This is a genomic window from Cryobacterium sp. TMT1-62, assembly GCF_004403145.1.
In the GTDB taxonomy this organism is placed as follows: domain Bacteria; phylum Actinomycetota; class Actinomycetes; order Actinomycetales; family Microbacteriaceae; genus Cryobacterium; species Cryobacterium sandaracinum.
The window spans coordinates 52,830-77,340 of sequence record NZ_SOGZ01000030.1 but is presented as its reverse complement, the minus strand read 5'-3'; the positions used below and the strand labels follow the sequence as shown (position 1 = coordinate 77,340).

General features: G+C 68.4%; 24 protein-coding genes. 14 read left to right on the top strand and 10 right to left on the bottom strand.

All coding sequences use genetic code 11. The features are described from left to right. Positions 1–6: 6 nt before the first annotated feature. A complete protein-coding gene (locus E3T34_RS07930; protein ID WP_104171377.1) occupies positions 7–471 on the top strand; it encodes a PTS sugar transporter subunit IIA in 465 nt (154 codons plus the stop codon). Further along, complete coding sequence (locus E3T34_RS07925; protein ID WP_104100338.1) at positions 468–740, top strand: PTS sugar transporter subunit IIB; 273 nt, start codon at positions 468–470, stop codon at positions 738–740. Before E3T34_RS07930 ends, E3T34_RS07925 begins: the two co-directional genes overlap by 4 nt. Before the next feature lie 113 nt (positions 741–853). Here E3T34_RS07925 and E3T34_RS07920 read toward each other — a convergent pair whose 3' ends face one another. Together E3T34_RS07920 and E3T34_RS07915 are read right to left on the bottom strand one after the other, a co-directional pair. Further along, on the bottom strand, positions 854–2,647 hold the full coding sequence (locus E3T34_RS07920) for a phospho-sugar mutase (protein WP_134342695.1): 1,794 nt from the start codon (positions 2,645–2,647) through the stop codon (positions 854–856). Positions 2,648–2,787: 140 nt separating this feature from the next. After that, on the bottom strand, positions 2,788–3,621 hold the full coding sequence (locus E3T34_RS07915) for a purine-nucleoside phosphorylase (protein ID WP_134342667.1): 834 nt from the start codon (positions 3,619–3,621) through the stop codon (positions 2,788–2,790). Positions 3,622–3,812: 191 nt separating this feature from the next. Between E3T34_RS07915 and E3T34_RS07910 the strand changes: the two genes are divergently transcribed. Beyond that, positions 3,813–5,249: an NAD(P)H-quinone dehydrogenase gene (locus tag E3T34_RS07910; RefSeq protein WP_104194458.1), complete on the top strand. Its 1,437-nt coding sequence runs from the start codon at positions 3,813–3,815 to the stop codon at positions 5,247–5,249. 87 nt (positions 5,250–5,336) lie between these two features. Here E3T34_RS07910 and E3T34_RS07905 read toward each other — a convergent pair whose 3' ends face one another. Continuing rightward, positions 5,337–7,133 carry a biotin carboxylase N-terminal domain-containing protein gene (locus tag E3T34_RS07905; RefSeq protein WP_134342666.1) on the bottom strand — a complete coding sequence of 599 codons (1,797 nt, stop codon included), beginning with the start codon at positions 7,131–7,133 and terminating at the stop codon, positions 5,337–5,339. 109 nt (positions 7,134–7,242) lie between these two features. Beyond that, positions 7,243–7,896, bottom strand: a complete 654-nt coding sequence (locus E3T34_RS07900) for a nucleoside triphosphate pyrophosphatase (protein ID WP_134342665.1) — start codon at positions 7,894–7,896, stop codon at positions 7,243–7,245. 45 nt (positions 7,897–7,941) lie between these two features. On the opposite strand from E3T34_RS07900, the gene E3T34_RS07895 reads away from it, so the two are divergent. From E3T34_RS07895 to E3T34_RS07880, 4 genes are all read left to right on the top strand, one after another. After that, positions 7,942–9,255, top strand: coding sequence for a class I SAM-dependent RNA methyltransferase (locus E3T34_RS07895; RefSeq protein ID WP_134342664.1), 1,314 nt, complete (start codon positions 7,942–7,944; stop codon positions 9,253–9,255). A 79-nt stretch (positions 9,256–9,334) separates the two neighbouring features. Beyond that, entirely contained in the window at positions 9,335–10,021 is a 687-nt protein-coding gene (locus E3T34_RS07890) for a response regulator transcription factor (RefSeq protein WP_134342694.1), read from the top strand. Continuing rightward, entirely contained in the window at positions 10,008–11,306 is a 1,299-nt protein-coding gene (locus E3T34_RS07885; protein WP_134342663.1) for a sensor histidine kinase, read from the top strand. The genes E3T34_RS07890 and E3T34_RS07885 overlap by 14 nt, the downstream gene beginning before the upstream one ends. Further along, positions 11,303–12,343: a hypothetical protein gene (locus E3T34_RS07880; RefSeq protein ID WP_134342662.1), complete on the top strand. Its 1,041-nt coding sequence runs from the start codon at positions 11,303–11,305 to the stop codon at positions 12,341–12,343. Before E3T34_RS07885 ends, E3T34_RS07880 begins: the two co-directional genes overlap by 4 nt. A 384-nt stretch (positions 12,344–12,727) precedes the next feature. On the opposite strand, the gene E3T34_RS07875 is transcribed toward E3T34_RS07880, so the two are convergent. Then, on the bottom strand, positions 12,728–13,021 hold the full coding sequence (locus tag E3T34_RS07875) for an acyl-CoA carboxylase epsilon subunit (protein ID WP_241977365.1): 294 nt from the start codon (positions 13,019–13,021) through the stop codon (positions 12,728–12,730). Positions 13,022–13,030: 9 nt separating this feature from the next. Continuing rightward, positions 13,031–14,644, bottom strand: a complete 1,614-nt coding sequence (locus E3T34_RS07870) for an acyl-CoA carboxylase subunit beta (RefSeq protein ID WP_369827947.1) — start codon at positions 14,642–14,644, stop codon at positions 13,031–13,033. A gap of 185 nt (positions 14,645–14,829) precedes the next feature. Here E3T34_RS07870 and E3T34_RS07865 point away from each other — a divergent pair, with 185 nt between their 5' ends. Together E3T34_RS07865 and E3T34_RS07860 are read left to right on the top strand one after the other, a co-directional pair. Next, complete coding sequence (locus E3T34_RS07865) at positions 14,830–15,672, top strand: biotin--[acetyl-CoA-carboxylase] ligase (RefSeq protein WP_134342661.1); 843 nt, start codon at positions 14,830–14,832, stop codon at positions 15,670–15,672. Positions 15,673–15,678: 6 nt separating this feature from the next. Next, positions 15,679–16,236 (top strand): PH domain-containing protein, encoded by a 558-nt coding sequence (locus tag E3T34_RS07860; RefSeq protein WP_241977364.1) that lies wholly within the window; start codon positions 15,679–15,681, stop codon positions 16,234–16,236. Here the strand turns inward: E3T34_RS07860 and E3T34_RS07855 are convergent. Continuing rightward, entirely contained in the window at positions 16,233–16,724 is a 492-nt protein-coding gene (locus E3T34_RS07855; RefSeq protein ID WP_134342660.1) for a GtrA family protein, read from the bottom strand. The genes E3T34_RS07860 and E3T34_RS07855 overlap by 4 nt on opposite strands. A 120-nt stretch (positions 16,725–16,844) precedes the next feature. Between E3T34_RS07855 and E3T34_RS07850 the strand changes: the two genes are divergently transcribed. The 3 genes from E3T34_RS07850 to E3T34_RS07840 all read left to right on the top strand — a co-directional run bounded on the left by E3T34_RS07850 (position 16,845) and on the right by E3T34_RS07840 (position 19,894). After that, a complete protein-coding gene (locus E3T34_RS07850; protein WP_104100328.1) occupies positions 16,845–17,981 on the top strand; it encodes a 5-(carboxyamino)imidazole ribonucleotide synthase in 1,137 nt (378 codons plus the stop codon). A gap of 87 nt (positions 17,982–18,068) precedes the next feature. Continuing rightward, positions 18,069–18,536, top strand: coding sequence for a 5-(carboxyamino)imidazole ribonucleotide mutase (gene purE, locus E3T34_RS07845; RefSeq protein WP_104100370.1), 468 nt, complete (start codon positions 18,069–18,071; stop codon positions 18,534–18,536). After that, on the top strand, positions 18,536–19,894 hold the full coding sequence (locus E3T34_RS07840; RefSeq protein ID WP_134342693.1) for an LCP family protein: 1,359 nt from the start codon (positions 18,536–18,538) through the stop codon (positions 19,892–19,894). Before purE ends, E3T34_RS07840 begins: the two co-directional genes overlap by 1 nt. Positions 19,895–19,944: 50 nt before the next feature. On the opposite strand, the gene E3T34_RS07835 is transcribed toward E3T34_RS07840, so the two are convergent. The 3 genes from E3T34_RS07835 to rfbB are packed head-to-tail and all read right to left on the bottom strand — an operon-like array spanning position 19,945 to position 22,927. Further along, positions 19,945–21,090 carry a glycosyltransferase family 1 protein gene (locus E3T34_RS07835; protein ID WP_134342659.1) on the bottom strand — a complete coding sequence of 382 codons (1,146 nt, stop codon included), beginning with the start codon at positions 21,088–21,090 and terminating at the stop codon, positions 19,945–19,947. Then, on the bottom strand, positions 21,087–21,941 hold the full coding sequence (gene rfbD / locus E3T34_RS07830; RefSeq protein ID WP_134342658.1) for a dTDP-4-dehydrorhamnose reductase: 855 nt from the start codon (positions 21,939–21,941) through the stop codon (positions 21,087–21,089). The genes E3T34_RS07835 and rfbD overlap by 4 nt, the downstream gene beginning before the upstream one ends. Then, a complete protein-coding gene (rfbB, locus tag E3T34_RS07825) occupies positions 21,941–22,927 on the bottom strand; it encodes a dTDP-glucose 4,6-dehydratase (RefSeq protein WP_134342657.1) in 987 nt (328 codons plus the stop codon). The genes rfbD and rfbB overlap by 1 nt, the downstream gene beginning before the upstream one ends. A gap of 72 nt (positions 22,928–22,999) precedes the next feature. Between rfbB and E3T34_RS07820 the strand changes: the two genes are divergently transcribed. Then, positions 23,000–23,608, top strand: a complete 609-nt coding sequence (locus E3T34_RS07820; RefSeq protein ID WP_134342656.1) for a dTDP-4-dehydrorhamnose 3,5-epimerase family protein — start codon at positions 23,000–23,002, stop codon at positions 23,606–23,608. Between the two features lie 2 nt (positions 23,609–23,610). Further along, a complete protein-coding gene (gene rfbA, locus E3T34_RS07815; RefSeq protein WP_134342655.1) occupies positions 23,611–24,474 on the top strand; it encodes a glucose-1-phosphate thymidylyltransferase RfbA in 864 nt (287 codons plus the stop codon). Positions 24,475–24,511 lie beyond the last annotated feature (37 nt).

Here is a 24,511-nt window from a genome sequence, read left to right as displayed (position 1 = left end):
GTTCCCATGCCCCTTCCGCCCCTGCCCCTCGAAGCCATCGCGATCGGCGTCCACGTCGACGATTGGCGCGGCGCGGTGGCCGCCGCCGGTGGCGCCCTCGAGCGCTCCGGCGCCACCGCCCCCGAATACACGAAGCGCATGATCGCCGTCATCGAGGAATTCGGTGCCTACGTGGTCATCGCCCCCGGGCTGGCGCTCGCGCACGCCCGACCCGGACCCGATGTGCACACCGAGGGTCTCAGCATCGTGACCCTGGCCGACCCGGTCGCGTTCGGACATCCGCACAACGACCCGGTCAGCGTGGTGCTCGGGCTCGCCGTCACCAGCTCCGACGAGCACGTGCTGCTCGTGGCCGAGCTGGCCAACGTCTTCAACGACGCGCACGTCATCCCCTCGCTCGCCGCGGCCACGGATGCCGACGCCATCCGCGCCCTGCTCGGCGTGCCGACCGCAACCGAGGAGCCCTCATGAAGATCGTCGCACTCTGCGGGGTGGGAGTGGGAACCTCCGCCATCCTCAAAATCAACGCCGAGCGCGCGCTCAAACGCCTCGATATCGAAGCCTTCGTCACGGCCACCGACATCGCCGGGGTGAGCACGGTCGGGGCGGATGCCCAGGTCATCCTGACCTCGTCGGAGCTGGTCGACGCCATCGGCAAGACCAATGCCGATATCGTCGTGATCGACAACTACTTCGATGTGGACGAGCTCACCGCCAAGCTGGAGACCGCCCTGGGCTGACGCCCTCGCGGCGGTGCGCTGCAGCTGCGCCCTTGCGCGCGAGGCACGCCACCCGCGCAGCGGCGCAACACCCGCGCGCCGTGCGAACGGATGCTGCACCGCGCTTCGCGGGGCTACGCGATCAGGTCGCGCATGCCCCGGTCGAGCTCCGCGAGGGTTGCCTCGGCGGCGGCCCGGCGTTCGGCGACCGTGCCGACGGAACTGCTGGTGTCGAGGTAGACCTTGAGCTTGGGCTCGGTGCCGCTCGGGCGCACCATGACGCGGGAGCCGTCGGCCAGCCGGATGCGCAGCACGTCGCTGGGCGGCAGGCCGTTGAAGCCCCCGGAGAGGTCGTCGATGTGGTCGACGGCGATGCTGCCGACGAAGACCGGGGGTGTCTCGCGCAGCCGCGCCATGACCTGCTCGATCTCGGTCAGGTCGGTGACGCGCACCGAGATCTGGCCGGAGGCGAAGTGGCCGAAGCGTTCGCTGAAACGGTCGAGGTGCTGGGCGAGGGTGACGCCCTCCGCCTTCAGATTGCTGACCAGGGAGAGCAGCGCCACGGCGGCGGAGATGCCGTCTTTGTCGCGCACGGTCTCGGGGTTCACGAGGTAGCCGAGGGCCTCCTCGAAGCCGAAGATCAGGTCGGGCGCGCGCGACACCCACTTGAAGCCGGTGAGGGTGTCGGTGAACCGCAGCCCGTAGGCCTTCGCCACGGCCTCCAGCGCCGGGGTGGAGACGATGGAGCACGCGAGGGTGCCGGTGGCGCCGCCGTCACCGGTGACGCTCGCGGCCAGTTCCGCGGCTCGCCAGCCGAGGATCGCCCCGACCTCGTTGCCGCTGAGACGCCGGTACCCGTCGGGGGACCCCTCTTGCGGGATGGCGATCGCAAGGCGGTCGGCGTCGGGGTCGTTGGCGATGATCAGCTCGGCGCCGGTCTCACGGGCCGTCTCGTAGGCGAGGTCCATCGCGCCGGGTTCTTCGGGGTTTGGGAAGGAGACCGTGGGGAAGGCGGCATCCGGGGCGATCTGGGCGTCGACGAGCGTGGGAAGGTCGAAGCCGGCGGCTTGAAGCACCCGGCGGGTGGTGTCCCAGCCGACGCCGTGCAGGGCCGTGTAAACCGTGTTGACCTGCGCGAGGGGCCGGCGGGCAAGACCTGCCGTCGCGTCGATGTAGGCCTGCACGATCGACTCGGGCGCCGTCTCGTAGGGTGCCCGGGGCAGGTCGGGAACCCGTTCCTCCGCGGCGACGCGCAGGATCTCGGCCGCGATCGCGGCGTCGTCGGGCGAAACGATCTGGGAGCCTTGGTTGGCGCCGCCCAGGTAGACCTTGTAGCCGTTGTCGTTGGGCGGGTTGTGCGAGGCGGTGACCATGATGCCCGCGCCGACGTCGAGGTGGCGCACAGCAAACGCGAGCACGGGGGTCGGTAGTAAACGGGGGAGCAGGATGGCGCGTACCCCTGCACCGGCCATGATCGCGGCCGAGTCAGTGGCGAAGACCTGCGAGTTCTTGCGCCCGTCATAGCCGATGACGACCGAGGGGACCCGGCCCGGGGCGGCGTTCTTCGTCAGGAACGCGGCGAGGCCGGCGGCTGCCTGGCAGACGAGTACGCGGTTCATCCGGTTGGAGCCTGCGGCGATGGCGCCGCGCAGACCCGCCGTGCCGAAGGCGAGGCGCTCGTCGAAGCGGGCGTGCAGCTCCGCGAGTGCGACGGGGTCGCCGTCGCCGGCCCCGCGCAGCAGGAGGCGCAGCTCGGCCTGGGTCTCGGGATCGGGGTCCTGGCTGAGCCAGGCATTGGCCACGGCGATCACGGTCGGCGTGGCAGCCGCGGCCGGAGCGGAGTCGGTGCCGGTCTCGCTGCCGCTCACGGCATCCGTGCTGGTGCCGGTGCCTGTGTCGTCGTCGGCGCCGATGGTGTTGATGACCATCGTGTCGGGCAGGACTGTTTCGGTGGCGCCGGTGCCGGTGGCGGCATCGGCACCGGCATCGGCACCGGCAGCGGACGCGGGAGCAGCGTCGGCAGCGGCGGAATGCCGGCCGGTGATCTGCGGGTCGGTATTGTCGAGGCTCACAGTGCGGCCACGATCCGGGCGAGGAGCGCGCTGATGAAGGGCTCGGCGAGCTTTCCGGCCTCGAGCACCTCCGAGTGGCTGAGCGGGTCCTGCTGGATTCCGGCCGCGAGGTTGGTGATCAGCGACAGACCGAGGATCTCCATGCCCGACTGGCGGGCGGCGATCGCCTCGAGGGCGGTCGACATGCCGACGATGTGGCCGCCGATGACCTTGGCCATCTGCACCTCGGCCGGCGTCTCGTAGTGCGGGCCGCGGAACTGGCAGTACACGCCCTCGTCGAGCGATGGGTCGATGGTGCGGGCCAGGTCGCGCAGGCGGCGCGAGTAGAGGTCGGTCAGGTCGACGAACGTCGCGCCCTCGAGGGGCGAGTCGGCGGTGAGGTTGATATGGTCGCTGATCAGCACGGGGGTGCCGGCTTTCCAGGTCTCCCGGATGCCGCCGGCACCGTTGGTGAGGATCATGGTCGTCGCGCCGGTGGCGGCGGCGGTGCGCACGCTGTGCACGACCCGGCGCACGCCGTGGCCTTCGTAATAGTGCGTGCGGGCGCCGATGAGGAGGGCGCGCTTGCCGCTGGGCAGCAGCACCGAGCGCAGAGTGCCGGCGTGGCCGGCCAGGGCGGGTGCACTGAAACCGGTGATGTACTGCGCGTCGAGGGTGTGCGTGGTCTCGCCGATGAGATCGGCGGCCTTGCCCCATCCGCTGCCCAGGGTCAGGGCGATGTCGTGGCGGGCTACGCCCGTGGCTTCGGCGATTTCAGAAGCGGCGGTCCGTGCAACATCAAACGGATCGGTTTCTGGCGCGTCAAGCAAGTTATTGTCGGTCTTCAGCATCCCCCTACTCTAATTGCCCGCCGATTTCGGGACCGTTCCCTTGTTCAATTCGACGGAGATTTTGGGATTTCACGGCGAAAAAGGGGCCTGAACGTCAATTTTGGGCAGAATCTCCGTCGAATTGGTTCGTCGACGGGGGAGCGGAGCCCCGGGGTTTGGCGGCGGGCGCGCCGGGGCAGGAGAATATGAGCATGGCCTACGACTTCGAACGCAAGCAGCGCATCGCTATCCTCGGCGGAGGCCCCGGTGGGTACGAGGCCGCCCTGGCCGGCGCTCAGCAGGGCGCCGAGGTCACCCTGATCGAGCGTGTCGGCGTCGGCGGTTCGGCCGTGATCACGGACGTCGTCCCGTCCAAGTCCCTCATCGCAACGGCCGAGGCCACCAACTCGATCCACGACGCGACCGAGCTCGGCGTACAGCTGTTCGTGCGCGGCGAAAAAGGCAAGCCGGCCCGCCCCGAGGTGGCCATCAACCTCGCCGCGGTCAACAAGCGGCTCCTGGCACTGGCCCGCCAGCAGTCCGAAGACATGAAGTCCACCCTCATGCGCGCCGGGGTCAACCTGGTGCACGGCCACGGCCGGCTGGACGGTACCAGCGGCGTGATCGTGTCCACGGCCGAAGACGGCTCCGGCACGGACTTCGACCGGATCGAGGCCGACACGATTGTCGTCTCCGTCGGGGCAACCCCGCGCATCCTGCCCACCGCGCTCCCCGACGGCGAGCGCATCCTCACCTGGACGCAGCTCTACAACCTGCGGGCCGTACCCGAACACCTCATCGTCGTGGGCTCCGGGGTGACCGGGGCCGAATTCGCCTCCGCCTACCGCGCCCTCGGTGCCAAGGTCACCCTGATTTCCAGCCGCGACCGCGTGCTGCCCGGTGAGGACGCCGACGCCGCGAACGTGGTCGAGAACGTATTCAAGCGCAACGGCATGGTCGTGCTCAGCAAGTCCCGCGCCGAGTCCGTCGTGCGCACGGTGGGTGGAGTGCTGGCCACGCTGGCCGACGGCCGAACCGTCGAGGGTAGCCACTGCCTGATCGCGGTCGGGTCCGTGCCGAACACGAAGGGCCTCGGCCTCGAGGAAGCCGACGTGCAGCTCACTGACTCCGGTCACATCCGGGTGAACCGGGTCGCGCGCACGTCGATGCCGAACATCTACGCGGCCGGGGACTGCACGACCGAGCTGCCGCTGGCATCCGTCGCCTCGATGATGGGCCGCACGGCCGTGTTCCACGCCATGGGCGACGCGGTCAACCCGATCGAGATTCGCAACGTCGCGGCCAACATCTTCACGCAGCCGGAGATCGCCACGGTCGGCTGGACCCAGAAGCAGATCGAGGACGGCCTCACTCGCGGCAGCATCTACAAGCTTCCGCTCGCTTCGAACCCTCGGGCCAAGATGATGGGCATCAAGGACGGCTTCGTGAAGCTGTTCGCCACCACCACCACCGGCACCGTCATCGGCGGCGTGATCGTGGCCCCTAAGGCCAGCGAACTGATCTTCCCGCTAGCCCTGGCCGTGGAGCACCGGCTCACCGTCGACGAGGTCGCACGAGCGTTCCCGGTCTACCCGTCGCTGACGCATTCGATCACGGATGCCGCCCGCGCCATGCACATCGTGCTCTGACGCCTTCGAGAGACACCACAAACGAAAGAAAAGACAACGCCCTCGCTCTTGGAACGAGGGCGTTGACGTGTCAGCCGGTGACGCGGGTCAGGCGTCCACGGCTTCCACGGCTTCCACGGCGTCCATGACGGCCATCAGCAGGAAGCCAGAGGCCACGGTCGCGCCGATGATCGCCCCCACGTTGCCGACGATGCCGTCCTTGTGGGCGGTCAGTGGTTGCTCCATCTTCATGGCCTCCAGCACCAGCAGCAGATCACCCTTGACGACGAGGTCGCCCTCGGCCACGGCCAGCTTCACGATGGTCGCCTGCATCGGGGCGTGTACGGCGTCGCCGGTGGCCGAGCTGACGGAGGGGGAGCCGCCGCGCCGACGGGGTGCCGGGCCGGCCGTGTTCTCGGAGGCGGCGCCGGGCAGCAGGCGGACCGGCAGACTGACCTCGATCCGTCGCCCCTCCACCTCGACGACGACGTTGTGGCGCTTAGCGGGGCCGGTCAGCACTTCCGGCGAGCCGTTCCACGGCTCGATGTCGTTGACGAACTCGGTTTCGATCCACCGGGTGAAGATCGTGAACGGCTCACCGTCGGCAGGGGCGAACGCGGGGTCGCGCACGATCCGGCGGTGGAACGGCAGCACGGTGGGGAGACCCGCGACCTCGAACTCGTCCAGGGCCCGGCGGGAACGCTCGAGCGCTTCCTCGCGGGTGGCGCCGGTGACGATGAGCTTTGCGAGAAGGGAGTCGAACGAACCCGAGATGACGTCGCCGGCGGTGACGCCGCTGTCCACGCGCACCCCGGGGCCCCCGGAGGGCTTGAAGACGTGCACGGGGCCGGGGGCCGGCATGAAGCCGCGGCCGGCATCCTCGCCGTTGATGCGGAACTCGAAGGAGTGTCCGATCGGCTCCGGGTCGGGGTAGTCGAGGCGACCGCCCTCGGCCAGGCGGAACTGCTCGCGCACCAAATCGATTCCGGTCACTTCCTCGGACACGGGATGCTCGACCTGCAGCCGGGTGTTGACCTCCAGGAACGAGACGGTGCCGTCCTGGCCGATCAGGAACTCGCAGGTGCCGGCGCCCACGTAGCCGACCTCGGCGAGGATCGCCTTGGACGCGCGATACATCTCGTTACGCTGCGCGTCGGTCAGGAACGGCGCGGGGGCCTCCTCGACCAGCTTCTGGTGGCGGCGCTGCAGGGAACAATCGCGGGTGGAGACGACAACGACCGTACCGGATGCGTCGGCGAGGCACTGGGTCTCGACGTGGCGCGGCTTGTCCAGGTACTTTTCAACGAAGCATTCGCCCCGACCGAACGCGGCAATGGCCTCGCGGGTGGCGGAGTCGAAGAGCTCGGGCACCTCCTCGCGGGTGCGGGCGACCTTGAGGCCGCGACCGCCGCCGCCGAAGGCCGCCTTGATCGCGACCGGCAGGCCGTGGAGGTCGACGAAATCGAGCACCTCCGCGGCATCCGCCACCGGGTTGAGGGTGCCGGGCGCCATCGGCGCATGCACCTTCTCGGCGACGTGCCGTGCGGAGACCTTGTCGCCGAGCTTCTCGATGGCGTCGGGGGAGGGGCCGATCCAAATCAGGCCGGCCCCGATCACGGCGCGGGCGAAGTCGGCGTTCTCGGCGAGGAACCCGTAGCCGGGGTGCACGGCATCGGCGCCGGACCGTCGGGCCACGGAGAGCAGCTTTTCGATGACGAGGTAGGTGTCGGCGCTCGTGGTTCCGTCGAGACCGTAGGCCTCGTCGGCCAGATGCGAATGCATCGAGTCGCGATCCTGGTCAGCGTAGACGGCAACCGAGGCAATGCCGCTGTCTTTTGCGGCTCGGATCACCCGGACGGCGATTTCGCCCCGGTTTGCGATGAGGACCTTCGTTATTGGGGGCACAGTGCCCTAGCTTATGGGGCAGAGCGACCGGGTTTTTGGTTCTCTCCCACAAAAAGAGGCCGGAGAAAGGTGCGGATGCCTACAAACAACCTCGAAAACCAGCAATCTGTCAGTTGTCGGTGCGGTTCCACAGGCTCGGCCACGCGTGCCCGAGACCGGTCACCAGCCGGCGCAGCGTCGGCAGCGAGAGCCCGACGACGGTGGACGGATCCCCGCTGATGTGGGTGATGAACGGCGCCCCGAGGCTGTCGATGGTGAAGGCCCCGGCCACGAGCAGAGGCTCGCCGGTGGCGATATAGGCGTCCAGCTCCGCATCCTCGATGTCGTCGGCGAAGGTGACGTCCGCGACGGCGACGGCGCCGACACCGTGCCCGGCCACGCCGGCCGAGTGGTCGATCAGCCAATGGCCCGAATACAGCTGCCCGGTTCGGCCGCGCTGCAGGTGCCAGCGTTCCCGCGCCTTCTCGGCGGTGTGCGGCTTGCCGTAGATGACGTCGTCGATCACGAAGACCGAGTCGCCGCCGAGCACGAGGCCGTCGGTGATGTCGCCGCTGTCGGTCAACACGCGGGACACGGCCTCCGCCTTGGCCCGCGCCAGCAGCTCCACGACCCGGTGGGGAGTCAGTGGTCCGCCGCCCGACCGGGCCGCGTCGGCGGCGACCACGTCCTCGTCGACGTCGGGCGCAACTGTGACAGGTTCGATCCCCGCGGTGCGCAGCAGCATCAGCCGGGCCGGAGACGTGGACGCCAGGTACAAGCGCATGGGTTTCCTTCGGTGGGGGTGCACGTGGTGTGGGATCATCGAAGGATGGGCTCCAGCAATGACATTCAGGCAGATTCGAACGGGCACTCCGCAGAAGTGGGCACGGAACTCGAACTCGACGTCACCAACGTAGCCCACGGCGGCATCTTCATCGCCCGGCACGAGGGCCGCGTGGTCTTCGTGAGTGACACACTGCCGGGGGAGCGCGTGCGCGCCCGGCTGACCTCGGCCAGCCACAAAAGCTTCTGGCGGGCGGAGACCGTCGAAGTGCTCACCCCGGCACCGGAGCGTCAGCCGCACATTTGGGCCGCCGCCGCCCTCGACCGCGACCCCGTAGACCGGGCCGGCGGCGCCGAGTTCGGCCACATCGAGCTCGGTTTCCAGCGCGAGCTGAAGCGCCAGGTTTTGGCTGACGCCTTGAAACGGATGGCCGGTATCGAGTCCGAGGTCATGGTCGAGCCGGTCCCGGTCGGCCCCAACGCCTCGCCCGGCGACGCCGCCGACGGCACCGGCTGGCGCACCCGCGTGCGCCTGCACGTGGACGAGGACGGCTCTGTCGGCCCTTATGCCGCCCGCTCGCACCGGGTGATCCCGGTCGGCGACCTGCCGCTGGCCGACCGCCTGCTCGAGGCGGCCGCACCGCTGGACAAAATGTTTCCCGGCGCCGCATCCGTCGACATCGTCGCCCCGAGCCTGGGCACCGTGCAGATCCTGGTGGCGGAGCAGGACGACAAGGGCCGGCGCCGGCACACCCCGAAAACGCTGATCCGCGAGGTTGTGGGCGAGCGCGAGTTCCGCCTCGACGCCGCTGGGTTCTGGCAGGTGCACACCAGCGCCGCCGAGACCCTCTACCGCGCGGTGCAGGACATCATCGACGCGGACGCCTTCGACCCCCGGGCCGCGAACCTGGACCTCTACGGCGGGGTCGGCCTGCTCGCCGCCGCCGTGGGCGACCGGTTCGGCAGCGTGGTGCGCATGACCAGCGTCGAGAGCGACCCGCAGGCCACGGACTTCGCGGCTGAGAACCTCGCCGAATGGGTGGGGGCCAGCGTGCAGACCTCCCGCGTCGACCGGTTCCTGAACGCGCTCGTGCGCGATTCGAGCGCCGCCGAGAAGGCTCGCCAGTCGGCCGCCACGGTGATCCTCGACCCGCCACGCTCCGGCGCCGGCAAGGAGGTCATCGACCTGCTCGGCGCCGTGGAACCGGCCCAGATCGTCTACGTGGCCTGTGACCCCGTCGCCCTGGCCCGCGACATCGCCCTCCTCGCCGGTCACGGGTACATCCTGCGCCGGCTGCGTGCCTTCGACCTGTTCCCCAATACCCACCATGTCGAAGCCGTCGCGCTCCTGTCCCGGTAGCTATCGTTGACCTGTACGACAACGTGAGGATGTAGGAACCGTGAACCAGCCAGCAACACCTCTCCCCTCGGCCCCGGGAATTCCCGGCGCCCTCGAACTCGGCCATCCCGTGCGGGTGGGCATCGCCGACGATCACGAGTCGGTGCGCCTGGGCATCAAGGCGGCCTGTGAGAACGTCGGCTACGAGGTCGTCTTCACCGCGCCCACCGTGCAGGAGCTCGTGAACGGCATCGACGGCCGCGCCGTAGACGTCATCGTGTTGGATCTGTCGCTGGGCGATGGATCCCGCGTCACCGACAATGTGCACCGTGCCCGGAGCACGGGCGCGTCGGTCCTCGTGCACAGCATCGCCGATCGGGTCGCCCTGGTGCGCGAGGCGCTCGCCGCGGGCGCGGCCGGCGTCATCCCCAAATCGTCCCCCACCACCACGGTCATGGCGGCCGTCGCATCCGTGGCCCGCGGCGACGTTCTCAACAACCTCGAGTGGGCCACGGCCATCGACGCCGACCGCGACTTCGCCAAGGCCCAGCTCGGCCGGCGCGAACGTGACGTGCTGCACCTCTACGCGTCGGGGCTCCCCCTCAAAATGGTGGCGATGCAGCTTGGCATCGCGCACTCGACCGCCCGTGAGTACCTCGACCGGATCCGGGTGAAATACGTGGAGGTCGGCCGTCCGGCACCCACCAAGGTGGACCTGCTCCGGCGCGCCGTCGAAGACGGAATCCTGCCGGGCCTCGACCCGGATGGCGGAGATGCCCGCGGGTAAGCCCGCGGGCTCCGGCCCTCTGGGCTCCACCGCGGCGCACTCGGACGCCGAGCTGCTCGATTCCGACCCGATCGTGGGGCCCAAACAGCCGCGCAACCCGATCAGCCGCACCCGGATCGAAGTCGTGGCCTCGCGTTCCGTCGCCGGCGTCGGCGTGGTCTTCGCCCTCCAGGCGATGCCGATCATGCTCGCGCAGGCCCCGGTGCGGGTGCCGGTGATGGGTTTGCTCGCGCCGCTGCTGCTCGGCCTGTCGCTGGCGGCGGTCGTGGTGGCCGCCGTGACCAAGGTCGGGGTGCGGGCATCTGCCGGAACCGTGGCGATGCTCTATCTGGCGGCGCTGCTGGCCTGGCCCATGCTGATGCGTGACCCCGCGGCCGTGCTCGACGGCAAACCGTGGCTCTGGTACATGTGCACCATCGCAACGGCCTGCGCCGCTCTGGCCTTCCCGGTGTTCTGGGCCGTCATCTACACGGTGGTCGTGCCGATCGTCTACGGCGTGGTGCGGTCGACACCGTCCGGCGGCGACGCCGATGTTCTTCTGTCGTCTCTGGACACGGTCTACGCGATAATCCTCGGCCAGGTCATCCTGATCATCATCTTCATGCTGCGGCAGACGGCCCTCGCGGTCGACAACGCGCAGACCAACGCGCTGCACCAGTATGGGAACGCCGTGCGGCAGCACGCGACGGAGGTCGAGCGCGTGCAGGTCGACTCGATCGTGCACGACAGCGTGCTGGCCACGTTCCTCGCCGCCGCCGCGGCCGGCAGCCCGAAGGCGGCCGAGCTGGCCTCCGGCATGGCCTCTGATGCCCTCACCCGGCTCAACGACGCCGCCATCGTGCCTGCCGGTGACGACAGCACGGTTGCCTTCAGCGAGCTCAGTGCGCAGATCCGGGCCGCCGCCGACCGGCTGCCGGTGCCGTTCACCGTCGACGAGTGCGAGATCGACGGGTTGCGCCTCCCGGTCCACGCGAGCGAGGCGATCCTCGCCGCGAGCGTGCAAGCCATGGTGAACAGCGCCCAGCATGCCGGCACGCCGAGCTTCGAGCCCGACCGCGCCCTCACGATGAGCGGGAACGCCCGGGGGGGCTGCACCATCACGATCGCCGACACCGGCGTGGGCTTCGACCCAGAGCTTGTGCCGGCGGAACGGCTCGGACTGCGCATCTCGATCCAGGACCGGGTGGCCAGCGCCGGCGGATCCGTGCGCGTGCGCGCCGGGGTGGGCCGCGGAACGACGATCACCATCGAGTGGCCGCCGGCCCAGAAAGGACGTCCCGAGTGATCACCGTTCCGCGCGGACTCGTGCTCTCCCTGGCCGCAATGTTCTCCGCCTACCACATCGTGCTCGGCTTCTACTCGCTGGGCCAACCGCGCAGCCCGGTGCCGGCGATCCTGGCGCTGCTCGTCTACGGTGTGGCGACCGTGCTCAGCCTCTGGCCGACGAGCCCGATGCGGATGCCGGTGTGGCTGGCGTTCTTCAACGTCGCTGTTTGTGCGATGCTGCCGCTGCTCGTGGGGAGCCAGCTCGACGGCTCCGTCGACAACGGCTACGCCACCTGGAATGTCGCGGCCGTGGGCACCCTGATGACTATTACCGCCACCCGCCGGCGCCCAGGCCTGGCCTGGGTCGGCGCCGCGACGCTGGTCGTGCACACGATTTTCTGGGCTGGCCCGGCGGCCCTGGGCTCCATGGGCGTCATCGGCAGTGTGGTCTGGGTCGCGGTCGCGGTCATCCTGGCGCGGGCGCTGGCCAAGGCAGGCCGCGACGCCCGGCAGTACGCCCTGGCCGAGCAGGAGGCCACCGAGTGGCAGGCCGCCCAGGACGCGCACCTCTACGAGCGCCAGGTTCGGCTCGCCCAGACCATCCGGCTTGCGGCCCCGATGCTGCGCCGGATCATCGACCAGGGCGGGGTGCTGAACGACGAGCAGCGTCAGGAGTCCCGCTACCTGGAGGCGGCTGTGCGGGACGAGATCCGCGGACGGAAGCTGCTCAATGACGCCGTGCGTGACGCGATCATGGCCGCGCGTCGCCGCGGCGCCATCGTCACCCTGCTCGACGAGGGCAGTATCGACGACATCCGCGGCGCGGAGCTGGAATCGGTGCTCAACACTCTGGCGACCGCGATCAACTCCACCCTGGCGGACACGATCATCGCCCGGACCGCCGGCGACGGGTCCGCGACCGCGGTCACCGTGGTGGGTCTCAGCAGCGCAGACGCGAAGCTGATCGCCCTCGGCCAGGAGTCACCGGAGCCTGAGGTGCACCTGTGGCTGGAGATCCCGCGCAACCCGGTCCTGACGTCCTCCGGCCCGGGCTAGTTGGTCAGCACGCGGAGCACCGTGCGCCGAGCGCACACCAATTCGACGGAGATTTTCGTCTGCAACCACTTTTTCGGAGTGTTTGGGGCCGTTTTCCTCAAAATCTCCGTCGAATTCGTTCGAGACGGGGTTACACCCGGGCCACGCCGGCAAATGCGAAAGGGACCAACCGTGGTTGATCCCTTTCGACTTTCGTGCCAGGGCGACAACCCGAATGTCACCCTGACGCGCCCCCAAAACCCGACTGCTTACCCTAGTCGACGGGCTTTAGTCGTGAACTCTTAAGAGCATCACCGAGCAATGCCAATACTGGTCGAACCGGTTCGGTAAAAAAAGTCGGCATTTAGGGGGACCGGGAGCCCCCGACGGTTGGGAACCGAAGGGTCAGGCCGAGAACCCGCGCCAGCGGCCCGCGCCGGGGGTCAGAGCCACCCGGACACTGCGCTGGCTGCGCTGCCACGCGCTCTGGCCGCGCACCGGCGCCTGGCGCAGGTTGTCGCCCTCCTCGCGCACCAGGCCGTGCAGCACGGCCGACACGGCGGCCGCCTCGGTGGGGGAGACGCCGCGGGTCAGGAAACGCAGCCCGGGCACCGGGGGACCCTCGGGCGACGCAGACTCGGTCTCCTCGGCTGAGCTCGGGGCGCTCGGGGCATTCGTAACATTCGATGAATCGGTCATAGCACCCGCCTACAGCGGAATGTTCCCGTGCTTCTTGGGCGGCAGACTCGCTCGCTTGGTGCGCAGGGCGCGCAGGGCCTTGGTCACCGCGACGCGGGTCGTGGCCGGCTCGATGATGCCGTCCAGTTCGCCGCGCTCGGCCGCCAGGAACGGACTCGCCACGTTGTAGGTGTACTCGTTGGCCAGCCGGGTGCGCACGGCGGCAACATCCTCCTCGGCTGCTTCGGCCTTCTTGATCTCGGCACGGTACAGGATGTTCACGGCGCCTTGGCCTCCCATCACGGCGATCTCCGCGGTCGGCCAGGCCAGGTTGATGTCCGCGCCGAGCTGCTTGGAGCCCATCACGATGTATGCACCGCCGTAGGCCTTGCGCAGGATGACGGTGACCAGAGGCACGGTCGCCTCCGCGTAGGCGTAGAGCAGCTTGGCGCCGCGGCGGATGATTCCGGTCCACTCCTGGTCGGTGCCGGGAAGGAAGCCCGGCACGTCGACCAGGGTGAGGATAGGAATCGAGAACGCGTCGCAGAAACGCACGAACCGGGCGGCCTTCTCGCCGGCCGGAATGTTGAGCGTGCCGGCCATGGCGTTGGGCTGGTTGGCGACGATGCCGATCGAGCGTCCCTCGACGCGGGCGAAGCCGACGACGATGTTCGGGGCGAACAACGGCTGCGTCTCGAGGAAGTCGCCGTGGTCGACGATGTGCTCGATCACGGTCTTCACGTCATAGGGCTGGTGCGCGGAATCGGGGATGATCGTGTTCAAGTTCCGGTCGCCATCCGTCGTCTCGAGCTCGATGTCGCTGTCGAAGACGGGCAGGTCGGCCAGGTTGTTGTCCGGCAGGAAGCTGAGCAGGGTGCGGGCGTAGTCGAGGGCGTCGGGCTCGTCGCTGGCCAGGTAGTGCGCCACACCGGAGATCGTGTTGTGCGTGAGCGCGCCGCCGAGCTCTTCCATGCCGACGTCTTCGCCCGTGACGGTCTTGATCACGTCGGGGCCGGTGACGAACATCTGGCTGGTCTTGTCGACCATGATCACGAAGTCGGTCAGGGCAGGGGAGTAGACGGCGCCGCCGGCGGCGGGGCCGCAGATGATCGAGATCTGCGGGATGACGCCTGACGCGGCCGTGTTCCGGCGGAAGATCTCGCCGTACTTGCCGAGGGCGACGACGCCCTCCTGGATGCGCGCTCCGCCGGAGTCGAGGATGCCGATGATGGGCACCCCGGTCTTGAGGGCAAGGTCCATCACCTTGATGATCTTCTCGCCGGCAACCTCGCCGAGCGAGCCGCCGAAGATGGTGAAGTCCTGCGAGTAGACGCAGACCTGGCGGCCGTGGATGGTGCCGGTGCCCGTGACGACCGCGTCGCCGTAGGGCCGCTTCTTCTCCATGCCGAATGCGTGCGTGCGGTGCCGCACGAACTCGTCGATCTCGACGAAGGAGCCCTGGTCGAGCAGCAGGTCGATGCGTTCCCGCGCGGTCATCTTGCCTTTGGCGTGCTGTTTCTCGATCGCGGCCTCGCCGCTGGCGGTCACGGCTTCGTGATAGCGCAGCTTGAGGTCGGCGAGCTTTCCAGCCGTCGTGTACAGGTCGGGGCCCGCAAGGGGCGAGTTCTCAGTCACGCGGTTCACTCTACCGGCCAGCCCCTGCTCCCGATCGTTGACGATTGTCTACAAAAACCGGCCGGTTTGCTGGTCGGGTGCGTCTGCCTTCCTGTGGCCAACTCCTGAGGATTGGCGGATTCGGGCCGGAATTGTGCCATTTGCGCTCGTATTCGCCAGAATTACAGGAGTTAGCCACAGGGAGAGAGAACCAGATGGAGTTTCCGCTCAGCCGCGAGGTCGTGCCGCGTTTCGAGTACCTGCCCGAGACCGGGTCGACGAACGACGTGCTCGTCGCCCACACTGCGGGCGAGGATGCCGCAGCCTGGCCCGACCTGTCGACGGTCGTCACCGACAACCAGACTCGCGGTCGCGGCCGACTGGGTCGCACCTGGCTCGCCCCCACCGGAAAGTCGCTCGCTATCTCGGTGCTGCTCCGCCCGAGGGCCTCGGCCGCCCCGCTCCCGATCGACCACTTCGGCTGGTTCCCCCTGCTCGCCGGAGCCGCGATGACCCGGGCCGTGCGCGCGGTCGTCGAGGCGAGCCTGGCAGCCCGGGTGGACGAACCCGGCGAGGAGGCGCCCCGACACGAGGTCACCCTGAAATGGCCCAACGACGTGCTGATCGACGGTTACAAGGTGTCGGGCATCCTCTCGGAGCTGCTGCCCGGCGCGCAGGGGCTGGTTATCGGCGCCGGCCTGAACGTGTCCCTCGACGAGCACGACCTGCCCACGCTCACCTCGACGTCGCTGCTGCTGGTGACCGGTTCGGCCCCCGATCCGGATGCCGTGCTCGCCCGCTACCTCACCGAACTGCGGCAGCTCACCCGGGCCTTCCTCGACGCGGAGGGCGACCCGGTCCAAAGCGGGCTTTTGCGCGCGGTGACCGAAGCGTGCGGCACACTCGGCGGGGTCGTGCGGGTGGAACTGCCCGGTGGCACCGACCTGGTCGGCACCGCGATTGCGCTCGACCGGAGCGGCCGGCTCATCGTCGAAGACCAGACGAGCGGCGAATTGCAGGCTGTCGCCGCCGGGGATGTCACCCACCTGCGGTATTAATGGATTATGACAAAGACAGCGGGCTTCGGGGCGGCCGAGGTGCTTCCCCCGGCCGAGTCGGTCGTGGCCGGGCTCCGGCCGCACGCCCGAATCCTGTTCTGGCCCACCCTGGCGCTGCTGGCCATTTCCGCGGCCACCGGGTACTTCTACGGTTCCCTGCCGGAGCCGTGGCAGAATATCGCGCTGCTGGCTGCCGCGGCCGCCCTCGTGCTGCTGCTCTGGCTACTGCCGCTGATGTCGTGGCTGAACAACCGCTACACGATCACCACCCGGCGCATCATCTTCCGGCACGGATTCTTCGTGCGCACCCGCCAGGAATTGCTGCACAGCCGCGGCTACGACGTGACGGTGCGCCAGAACTGGCTGCAGTCGCTGGCCCACTCGGGTGACGTTCTGATCAACGCCGGGCTGGAGCATCCGCTCGTCTTGAAAGACGTGCCCAACGCCACCCTGGTGCAACAGGTGTTGCACGACCTGATGGAGTCCTCGCATACCTTGATGGGCTTGCGCCGCCAGGAACAGTCAGCACTCGCCGACGAGACCGCGCGCTGGGGCTCCCGCTAGGCAGCCAGCGCCCGCTCCGAGTCGGCCGTCGCCGCGCGCCGCGGGGAGAACACCCAGTGCCGGTAGAGCACGAAACGGAAGGCCGAGCCCAGCCCCAGCCCGATCACGTTCGACGAGATGTTGTCGGCGAGCAGGCTGGTGTAGCCGAGCCCGTAGCGGCTGACCCAGAGGCAGGCGAGGCCGATGGCCATGCCGACGAGACTGACCGCGAAGAACTCGGCCGCCTCGCGCAACGTGCGCGACTGGCGGTTGGCCCCGAAGGTCCAGAAGCGGTTGCCGATCCAGTTCACAATGATGGCCAGCGTGGTCGACACGACCTTGGCGTAGATCGGTCCGGACTCCACCACGGCGGGGTCGAAGACCGTGGTGCGCAGCAGGTTGAAGACCGTGAAGTCCACGACGAAACCGACGAGGCCGACAGCCCCGAACTTGCCGAGTTGGTGGGCGAAGGCCAGAAGCCGTGCTGACCGGCGCTGTGTACTCGGCATGCATCCCTCCGGATGATGGGCAAAGATAGAGGTCGAGAACCCGAGTCTACGGCGAGGTCCAGCCTGCAGCCTGAGAGAACCCGTACCGGCAATGACCGGTACCAAGGAATTGGTGGAGCGATGAACACGACTGTGGGCGTTATCGGCGGCGGCCAGTTGGCCAGGATGATGATTCCGGCGGCCGTCAACCTGGGCATCCGGATCCGGGTGCTGGCCGAGAACGAGGGTATGTCGGCCGACCTGGCCGCGGTGCAGGTGGGCGACTACCGCGACCGAGACGTGGTGCTGGCCTTCGCCGACACCGTCGACGTCGTCACGTTCGACCACGAGCACGTGCCGCAGGGGATCCTGCGCGAGCTCGTGGCCAGGGGCGTGGCCGTGCACCCGGGCCCCGACGCGCTGCTCTTCGCCCAGGACAAGCTGTTGATGCGTCAGCGCCTGAGCGAGCTGGGTCTGCCCGTGCCCGACTGGGCGCGGGTCGAGAACGCCGCTGAGTTGGGCGCGTTCCTGGCCGCGCACAACAGTCGCGGGGTCGTCAAGACGGCCCGCGGCGGCTACGACGGCAAGGGCGTTCGGCTGGTCACCCACGAGCACGAGGCCGACGACTGGTTCGCCGCGCTCGCCGAAGACGGCAACGACGGCGCCCTCCTGGTGGAGGAGCTGGTCGAGTTCCGTCGCGAGCTCGCCCAGTTGGTCGCGCGACGCCCGTCCGGCCAGATCGCGCTCTGGCCCGTGGTGGAGACCGTGCAGCAGGGCGGCGTCTGCGCCGAGGTCATCGCGCCCGCACCCCAGTCCGAGGGCAGGCTGGCCCGGGCCGCCGCCGACATCGCCGTGCGCATCGCCGAGGGCATCGGCGCCACCGGCATGCTGGCCGTCGAACTGTTCGAGACGACGGATGAGCGCATCCTGGTCAACGAGTTGGCGATGCGCCCACACAACAGCGGCCACTGGTCGATCGAGGGGTCGACGACGAGCCAGTTCGAGCAGCACCTGCGCGCCGTGCTCGACCTTCCCCTCGGGGCGACCGACGTCAGGGACCCGTGGACGGTCATGGTCAACATCCTCGGCGGGCCGGCGTCGGAGCCCCTGTCCGCGCGCTACCCGACCGCGTTCGAGGCCTACCCGGCCGCCAAGGTGCACACCTACGGCAAGGACCCCCGGCCGGGGCGCAAGGTCGGCCACGTGACCGTCGGTGGGGACGATTTGGACCTCGTCGCGTACCAGGCGCGGGCCGCAGCGGCAGTTTTTCAGGACTGACCAAATAGGATCGACTGCGTGACAGACAACCCTGAGCTCGAGACCGCCCCGCGCGAAACCGCCCTGGTGCCGCTGGTCGGCGTCGTGATGGGCTCCGATTCCGACTGGCCGGTGATGAGCGACGCGGCGCAACTCCTGCGCGACTTCGACGTTCCCTTCGAGGTGCAGGTCGTTTCCGCGCACCGCACCCCGGAGAAGATGATCGCCTATGGCCAGAGCGCCCATGCGCGCGGCATCCGGGTGATCATCGCCGGCGCCGGCGGCGCCGCCCACCTGCCCGGCATGCTCGCGGCCGTGACCACCCTGCCGGTGGTGGGCGTGCCCGTTCCGCTGGGTCGGCTCGACGGCCTGGACTCGCTCCTGTCGATCGTGCAGATGCCGGCCGGGGTGCCCGTGGCCACCGTCTCCATCGGCGGAGCACGCAACGCCGGCCTGATCGCCGTCAAGGTCCTCGCCATCGCCGACGACTCCCTGCGGGTCAAGCTGCTCGGCTATCGGGAGATGCTCGCCGCACAAGTCGAGCAGAAGAACCTGGACCTCCAAGCAAAACTATGATCAGTGCACGCACGCCGATCCGGCATCCGGATCTCGGGTCCGCCCCGATCATGACCAAACGGGCCTGGTGGCTCGTCGTGCTCAACTTCGTGCTGCCCGGCTCCGCGCAGGTGCTGGCCGGCAACCGTCGGCTCGGCCGGTTCGGCCTCGGCATGACGCTCACGCTGCTCGCCCTCGCGGTGGTCGTGGGGGTCGTCTACACTCTCTGGCCTGCCGTCGCTCTGACCGTGTTCACCAACTCGATCGGCCTGTGGGCGGCCGCCCTGCTGCTGGCCTTCTCCGGTGTGGTCTGGCTGATCCTGTCCCTGGACACGCTGCGCCTCGTGCGCCTCGTGCGCGCCACCCCCAAGGCCCGCCCGATCATCGCCGGGCTCGCGACGGTGCTGATGGTGGGCGTGGTCGGCACGGCCGGGTACGGCGCGTACGTGGCCACGACGGCCAGCGGGTTCCTCTCCTCGGTCTTCGTGGCAGGCCCGACGGAGCCGCCCTCCGACGGCCGCTACAACATCCTGCTGCTCGGCGGCGACGCCGGCCCCGACCGTGAGGGTCTACGCCCCGACAGCATCTCCGTGGTCAGCATCGATGCGGAGACCGGCCAGGCCAGCATGATCGGCTTGCCGCGCAACCTGGAGGACGTGCCGTTCTCTGCGGGGCCACTCGCCGACCTGTACCCGGAAGGGTACGGATCGATCGACGGCTGTGAGGTCTCCGCGTGCATGCTGAACTCGATCTACACCGAGGTGGAGGTGAAGAGCCCGGAGATGTACCCGGATGCTGTCGGCAGCGGCAGCGAACCGGGCATCGAAGGCATGCGCGACGCGGCCCAGGGCGTGACCGGGCTGACGATCCAGTACTACGTATTGATCGACATGCAGGGATTCTCCGACCTCGTCGACGCGCTCGGCGGAGTCGACATCAACGTCGACCACCGTGTCCCCGTGCATACCGACGAGACCTTCACCGAGGTTGCCTTCTGGTTCGAGCCCGGCAGGCAGCACATGGACGGGTACCACGCCCTCTGGTACGCACGCTCACGCCATGACACGAGCGACTACGACCGGATGGTGCGGCAGCGGCAGGTGCAGGAGGCGATCCTGCAGCAGGCGAGCCCCGCCAACGTACTGACGAAGTTCCAGGCGGTTGCATCGGCCGGCAGCCAGGTCGTGAAGACCGACATCCCTCAGGGCATGCTCGGCTATTTCACGCACCTGGCGTCGAAGACGAAGGCGCTGCCGATCCAGTCCGTCGAGTTGGTGCCGGAAAACGACGTCGACCCGGAGGATCCCGATTACGACGTCATCCGCAGCCTGATCGAAGCCGCCCTGATTCCGCCGCCCACGGCGGAACCGGCTCCGTAGGGTCGGTTGGGTTCGGGTTCGGTCGAACGGCCCCGGACTCGGTGGTGCTGTTACAGGTCCGCGTGCAGCAGCCAGATGCGCTCGGCGGAATCGCGCCAGGTGAAGGCCTGGGCTCGATCGCTACCGAAGATGCGCAGCCGGTTTGCGAGAGTGGTGTCGCTCAGCACCTGGGTGACGGCCGCAGCCAGTCGCTCGGGGTACCCGGATGCATCCTCACGCTCGACGACCAGCCCCGCGTCGCCGGCGGCCTCGACCAGGGCCGGGGCGTCCGAATGCACGACCGGGGTGCCCAGGTAAAACGCTTGGATCATCGGCCCGGCGAAGCCTTCTTCCCGGCTGGGGTAGACGAACACGGCCGCCCGGGAGATGACCACGGCCAACTCTTCGTCGGTCAGCCCGTTCAGGGCGCGCACCCGGCCCCACGGGAGGCCGGCCTCGTCGGCGACGGATGCCACGTCGAGCTCACCCCAGGCGGCCGGTCCCAGAACGATCAGCGGGAGATCCGGCGCTCCCGGCAGGCCCAGGGCGGTGATCAGCGCCGTGATGGCCTTCCGGGGCTCGAGCGTGCCGACGGTGACGATGTACTCGTTCGGCAACGCCAGGCGTTCCGCGATGATCTCCGTCGCGGAGGAGTTCGACGGAAGGCGGAGGCCGCTGCCGATTCCGCCGCCGATCACCCGCACGCGGTCGCCGAGGTCGACGATGTTCGCGAGCTGGTGGGCCACGGCGTGGCTGGGGACCACGATCGCATCCGCGTGTTTGCGGGCGCGTTTGACCATGACCTTCGTCCAGGCGACGGTCGCCGGAGTGAGCGCCTCCGGATGCGTCCAGGCCAGCACGTCGTGAATGGTGACGGTCACCTGGGTGCCGTCGTTGACGATGCTGTGCTTGCGCAGGGGCGCCAGCAGGGAGGGGGCATGGATCATGCCCGACCCGGAACTGTTGGCGATGCCCAGTTGCCAGGCCGCCGTGAGCTCGCGCCGCGGCAACGTGGTCTTGTGCAGACTGGCCAGACCCGGCAGGGACGTTTCGACCCTGGCGTAGTGCTCGGCCGACGACGACGACACGATTCCTTCGACGTCGCAACCGGCCGGCGCCGCCGCGATCAGGGCCCGGGTCAGTTCTTCGGTGTAACGCCCGATGCCACCCGGGACCGGTGCAATCATCTGGTCCAGGACGACTCTCAGTGTGGTCATTGGTCCGCGAAGATCCCCTGCTCGGCCGCCGCGGCCAGAGCCTCGCGCCAGTCGCGAATGGGGGACAGCCCGGCGGTAGCCCAGGCATCGTGGCCGAGCACCGAATACGAGGGCCGGGGGGCCGGGCGCACGAACTGCGAACTGTCGGTCGGAGTGACCCGTTCAGGGTCAAGGCCGGCCGTGGCGAAGACGGCCTGGGCGAAGCCGAACCAGCTCGTCACGCCGGAGCTGGTCCCGTGGTAGATGCCGGCGGGCGCGTCGGAATCGAGCAGGGTGACGATCTGCGCGGCCAGGTCGGCGGTCCAGGTTGGCTGACCGACCTGGTCGTCGACGACGCTGAGGGTGTCGCGGGCTGCAGCCAGCTTCAGCATGGTCTTGGGGAAGTTCGGGCCGTGTTGGCCGTAGAGCCAGGCCGTGCGCACGATGTAGCTGCCCGCCGGGTGTTCCTGCATTACGAACGCCTCGCCGGCGGCCTTGGTGCGGCCGTAGGCGGAGATCGGGTCGATCTCGGTGTCCTCCGCGTAGGGTGCGGTGGCGCTGCCGTCGAACACGTAGTCGGTGGAGATCTGCACGAGCTTCGCCCCGGTGGCGGATGCGGCCAGCGCCAGGTTGTGGGGGCCGGTCGCGTTGATCGCGTACGCGGCATCCTCATTCGTCTCGGCGTCGTCCACCTGCGTGTATGCGGCGGCGTTGATGATGACGTCGTAGCCGACGACCTGAGCCAGAACCGCGGCCCGGTCGGTAATGTCCAGCTCGGTGCGGTCGAACGCTGTGACGTCGCGGCCGGCGAGCGCGGCCTGCAGGTCGCGTCCGAGCATCCCGGCCGCGCCGGTGATCAGATAGCGGGTCATCAGCTCAATGCCGCACGGGCCTTGAGCGGCTCCCACCAGGTGCGGTTGTCGCGATACCACTGCACGACGTCCGCGAGTCCCTGTTCGAACGGAACGAGGGGCGCGTAGCCGAGTTCGGCCTGGATCTTCGAGATATCCACGGAGTAGCGCAGGTCGTGGCCGAGGCGGTCGGCGACGCGGTCGACGTAGGACCAGTCCTTGCCGGTGGAGTCGAGCAGCATCTGCGTGAGCTCCTTGTTGGTCAGCTCGGTGCCGCCGCCGATGTTGTAGATCTCACCGGCGCGGCCGCCGACGAGCACCATCGCGATGGCGCGGGTGTGGTCGTCCACGTGCAGCCAGTCACGGATGTTGTTTCCCTCGCCATAGAGGGGAACGTGCAAGCCGTCGATCAGGTTGGTGACGAACAGCGGGATGAGCTTCTCCGGGAAGTGGTACGGCCCGTAGTTGTTCGAGCAGCGCGTGATCGAGATATTCAGACCGTGCGTGCGGTGGTAGCTGCGCGCGAGCAGGTCGCTGCCGGCCTTCGACGCGGAGTAGGGGGAGTTCGGCTCCAGCGCGCGCTCCTCGTTCCACGATCCCTCGGCGATGGAGCCGTAGACCTCGTCGGTGGAGACGTGCACGAACCGGGCCAGGTCGTGGCGAAGCGCCGCGTCGAGCAGCTGCTGCGTGCCGAGCACATTCGTCTCGACGAAGATCGACGCGTCGCGCACCGAGCGGTCCACGTGGGACTCGGCGGCGAAGTGCACCACGGCGTCGAGAGAAGGGAAGAGCTCGTCGAGCAGTGCGGCGTCACGGATGTCGCCGTGCACGAACGAGTAACGCGGCGACCCGGCGACGGGGGCCAGGTTCTCGAGGTTGCCCGAGTAGGTGAGGGCGTCGAGCACAACGACCTCGGCTCCTTCGAGGCCCGGGTAGGCGTCTTCGAGGGTGCGCCGAACAAAGTTCGAGCCGATGAAACCGGCTCCGCCGGTGACGAGGATCTTCATATGGAGGTAACCGTTCCGTTTGATGAAAGTGCCGTTGCGATTCTATCGGAACGCGCTTGGTAGGCTTACGCGGTGAAGATTCGCGAACTCTCCATCCCCGATTCCTATGAAATCACTCCGAAGCAGTTCGGAGACGACCGGGGAGTTTTCCTCGAGTGGTACCGCTTCGACCGTCTCGAGGAGACGATCGGGCACCGCCTCGACATCGCCCAGGCCAACACGTCGGTGTCCAAGCGCGGTTCCGTGCGCGGCATCCATTTCGCCGACATCCCGCCGAGCCAGGCGAAGTACGTCACGGCGACCCATGGCGCAGTGCTCGACTTCGTCATCGACATCCGCGTGGGGTCCCCGACCTTCGGGCAGTGGGACAGCGTTCTGCTCGACGACACCGACCGGCGCGCAATTTACATTGCCGAGGGTCTCGGTCACTGCTTCGTGGCACTCACCGACAACGCCACGGTCAGCTACCTTGTCACCGCGCCCTTCAATCCGGGACGCGAGCACGGCATCAACCCGCTCGACTCGGACATCGGCCTGGTCTTCCCGCCCGAGGCCGGCGAGCTGCTCCTGTCCCCGAAGGACACGGATGCCCCGAGCCTGACCGAAGCCGCTGCCGGTGGCCTGCTGCCCACCTGGGCTGACGCCCGGGCCTTATACACCTCCCTGAACGAAGGAAAGTAACAATGCGCGGAATCATCCTTGCCGGCGGTTCGGGTTCACGGCTCTGGCCGATCACGAAGGGCATCTCCAAGCAGCTGATGCCCATCTACGACAAGCCGATGATTTACTATCCCCTGTCGACGCTGATGATGGCCGGGATCAACGAAATCCTGATCATCACGACGCCGGAGTACAACGATCAGTTCCGCGCCCTGCTCGGAGACGGTTCAGATCTCGGCGTCAGCATCGAGTACGCCGTTCAGCCTTCCCCTGACGGTCTGGCCCAGGCCTTCATCATCGGCGAAGACTTTATCGGAGACGAGAGCGTCGCACTCGTGCTCGGCGACAACATCTTCCATGGGGCCGGCCTCGGTTCCGCCCTCCGCGGTAACCACGCCCTGCAGGGTGCGCGCATCTTCGCCTACCACGTCAGCAACCCGACGTCGTATGGCGTGGTCGAGTTCGACGATGACTTTACCGCCCTGTCGATCGAAGAGAAGCCGGAGAAGCCCAAGAGCAATTACGCCGTTCCCGGGCTCTACTTCTACGACAACTCCGTTGTGGCCATCGCCAAGACCATCGAGCCCAGCGCCCGTGGCGAGCTGGAAATCAGCACCATCAACGAGCGCTATCTCGAACTAGGGAATCTGCACGTGCAGGTCCTCGACCGAGGAACGGCGTGGCTGGACACGGGGACGTTCGAGTCGATGATGCAGGCGTCCGAGTACGTGCGCGTGATTGAGGATCGCCAGGGCTTCAAGGTCGGCTGCATCGAGGAAATCGCCTGGCGCGCCGGCTGGATCACGGATGCGCACCTGGCGAAGATCGCCGGGCCCCTGGTCAAGAGCGGCTACGGCCGTTACCTTCTGAGCCTGCTCGGCGAGTAAGCACGTCCGGCAGGCCGGTCGTGTGGTACTCCTAGAG

Excerpts from the sequence above, each read along its gene's own strand:
- rfbB (WP_134342657.1), bottom strand. The coding sequence starts at position 22,927 with ATGAAGATCCTCGTCACCGGCGGAGCCGGTTTCATCGGCTCGAACTTT.
- rfbA (WP_134342655.1), top strand. The coding sequence starts at position 23,611 with ATGCGCGGAATCATCCTTGCCGGCGGTTCGGGTTCACGGCTCTGGCCG.
- E3T34_RS07920 (WP_134342695.1), bottom strand. The coding sequence starts at position 2,647 with ATGGTCATCAACACCATCGGCGCCGACGACGACACAGGCACCGGCACC.
- E3T34_RS07900 (WP_134342665.1), bottom strand. The coding sequence starts at position 7,896 with ATGCGCTTGTACCTGGCGTCCACGTCTCCGGCCCGGCTGATGCTGCTG.
- E3T34_RS07915 (WP_134342667.1), bottom strand. The coding sequence starts at position 3,621 with ATGCTGAAGACCGACAATAACTTGCTTGACGCGCCAGAAACCGATCCG.
- purE (WP_104100370.1), top strand. The coding sequence starts at position 18,069 with ATGGGCTCCGATTCCGACTGGCCGGTGATGAGCGACGCGGCGCAACTC.
- E3T34_RS07865 (WP_134342661.1), top strand. The coding sequence starts at position 14,830 with ATGGAGTTTCCGCTCAGCCGCGAGGTCGTGCCGCGTTTCGAGTACCTG.
- E3T34_RS07910 (WP_104194458.1), top strand. The coding sequence starts at position 3,813 with ATGGCCTACGACTTCGAACGCAAGCAGCGCATCGCTATCCTCGGCGGA.
- E3T34_RS07855 (WP_134342660.1), bottom strand. The coding sequence starts at position 16,724 with ATGCCGAGTACACAGCGCCGGTCAGCACGGCTTCTGGCCTTCGCCCAC.
- rfbD (WP_134342658.1), bottom strand. The coding sequence starts at position 21,941 with ATGACCCGCTATCTGATCACCGGCGCGGCCGGGATGCTCGGACGCGAC.
- E3T34_RS07875 (WP_241977365.1), bottom strand. The coding sequence starts at position 13,021 with ATGACCGATTCATCGAATGTTACGAATGCCCCGAGCGCCCCGAGCTCA.
- E3T34_RS07835 (WP_134342659.1), bottom strand. The coding sequence starts at position 21,090 with ATGACCACACTGAGAGTCGTCCTGGACCAGATGATTGCACCGGTCCCG.
- E3T34_RS07930 (WP_104171377.1), top strand. The coding sequence starts at position 7 with ATGCCCCTTCCGCCCCTGCCCCTCGAAGCCATCGCGATCGGCGTCCAC.
- E3T34_RS07860 (WP_241977364.1), top strand. The coding sequence starts at position 15,679 with ATGACAAAGACAGCGGGCTTCGGGGCGGCCGAGGTGCTTCCCCCGGCC.
- E3T34_RS07850 (WP_104100328.1), top strand. The coding sequence starts at position 16,845 with ATGAACACGACTGTGGGCGTTATCGGCGGCGGCCAGTTGGCCAGGATG.
- E3T34_RS07885 (WP_134342663.1), top strand. The coding sequence starts at position 10,008 with ATGCCCGCGGGTAAGCCCGCGGGCTCCGGCCCTCTGGGCTCCACCGCG.
- E3T34_RS07895 (WP_134342664.1), top strand. The coding sequence starts at position 7,942 with ATGGGCTCCAGCAATGACATTCAGGCAGATTCGAACGGGCACTCCGCA.
- E3T34_RS07925 (WP_104100338.1), top strand. The coding sequence starts at position 468 with ATGAAGATCGTCGCACTCTGCGGGGTGGGAGTGGGAACCTCCGCCATC.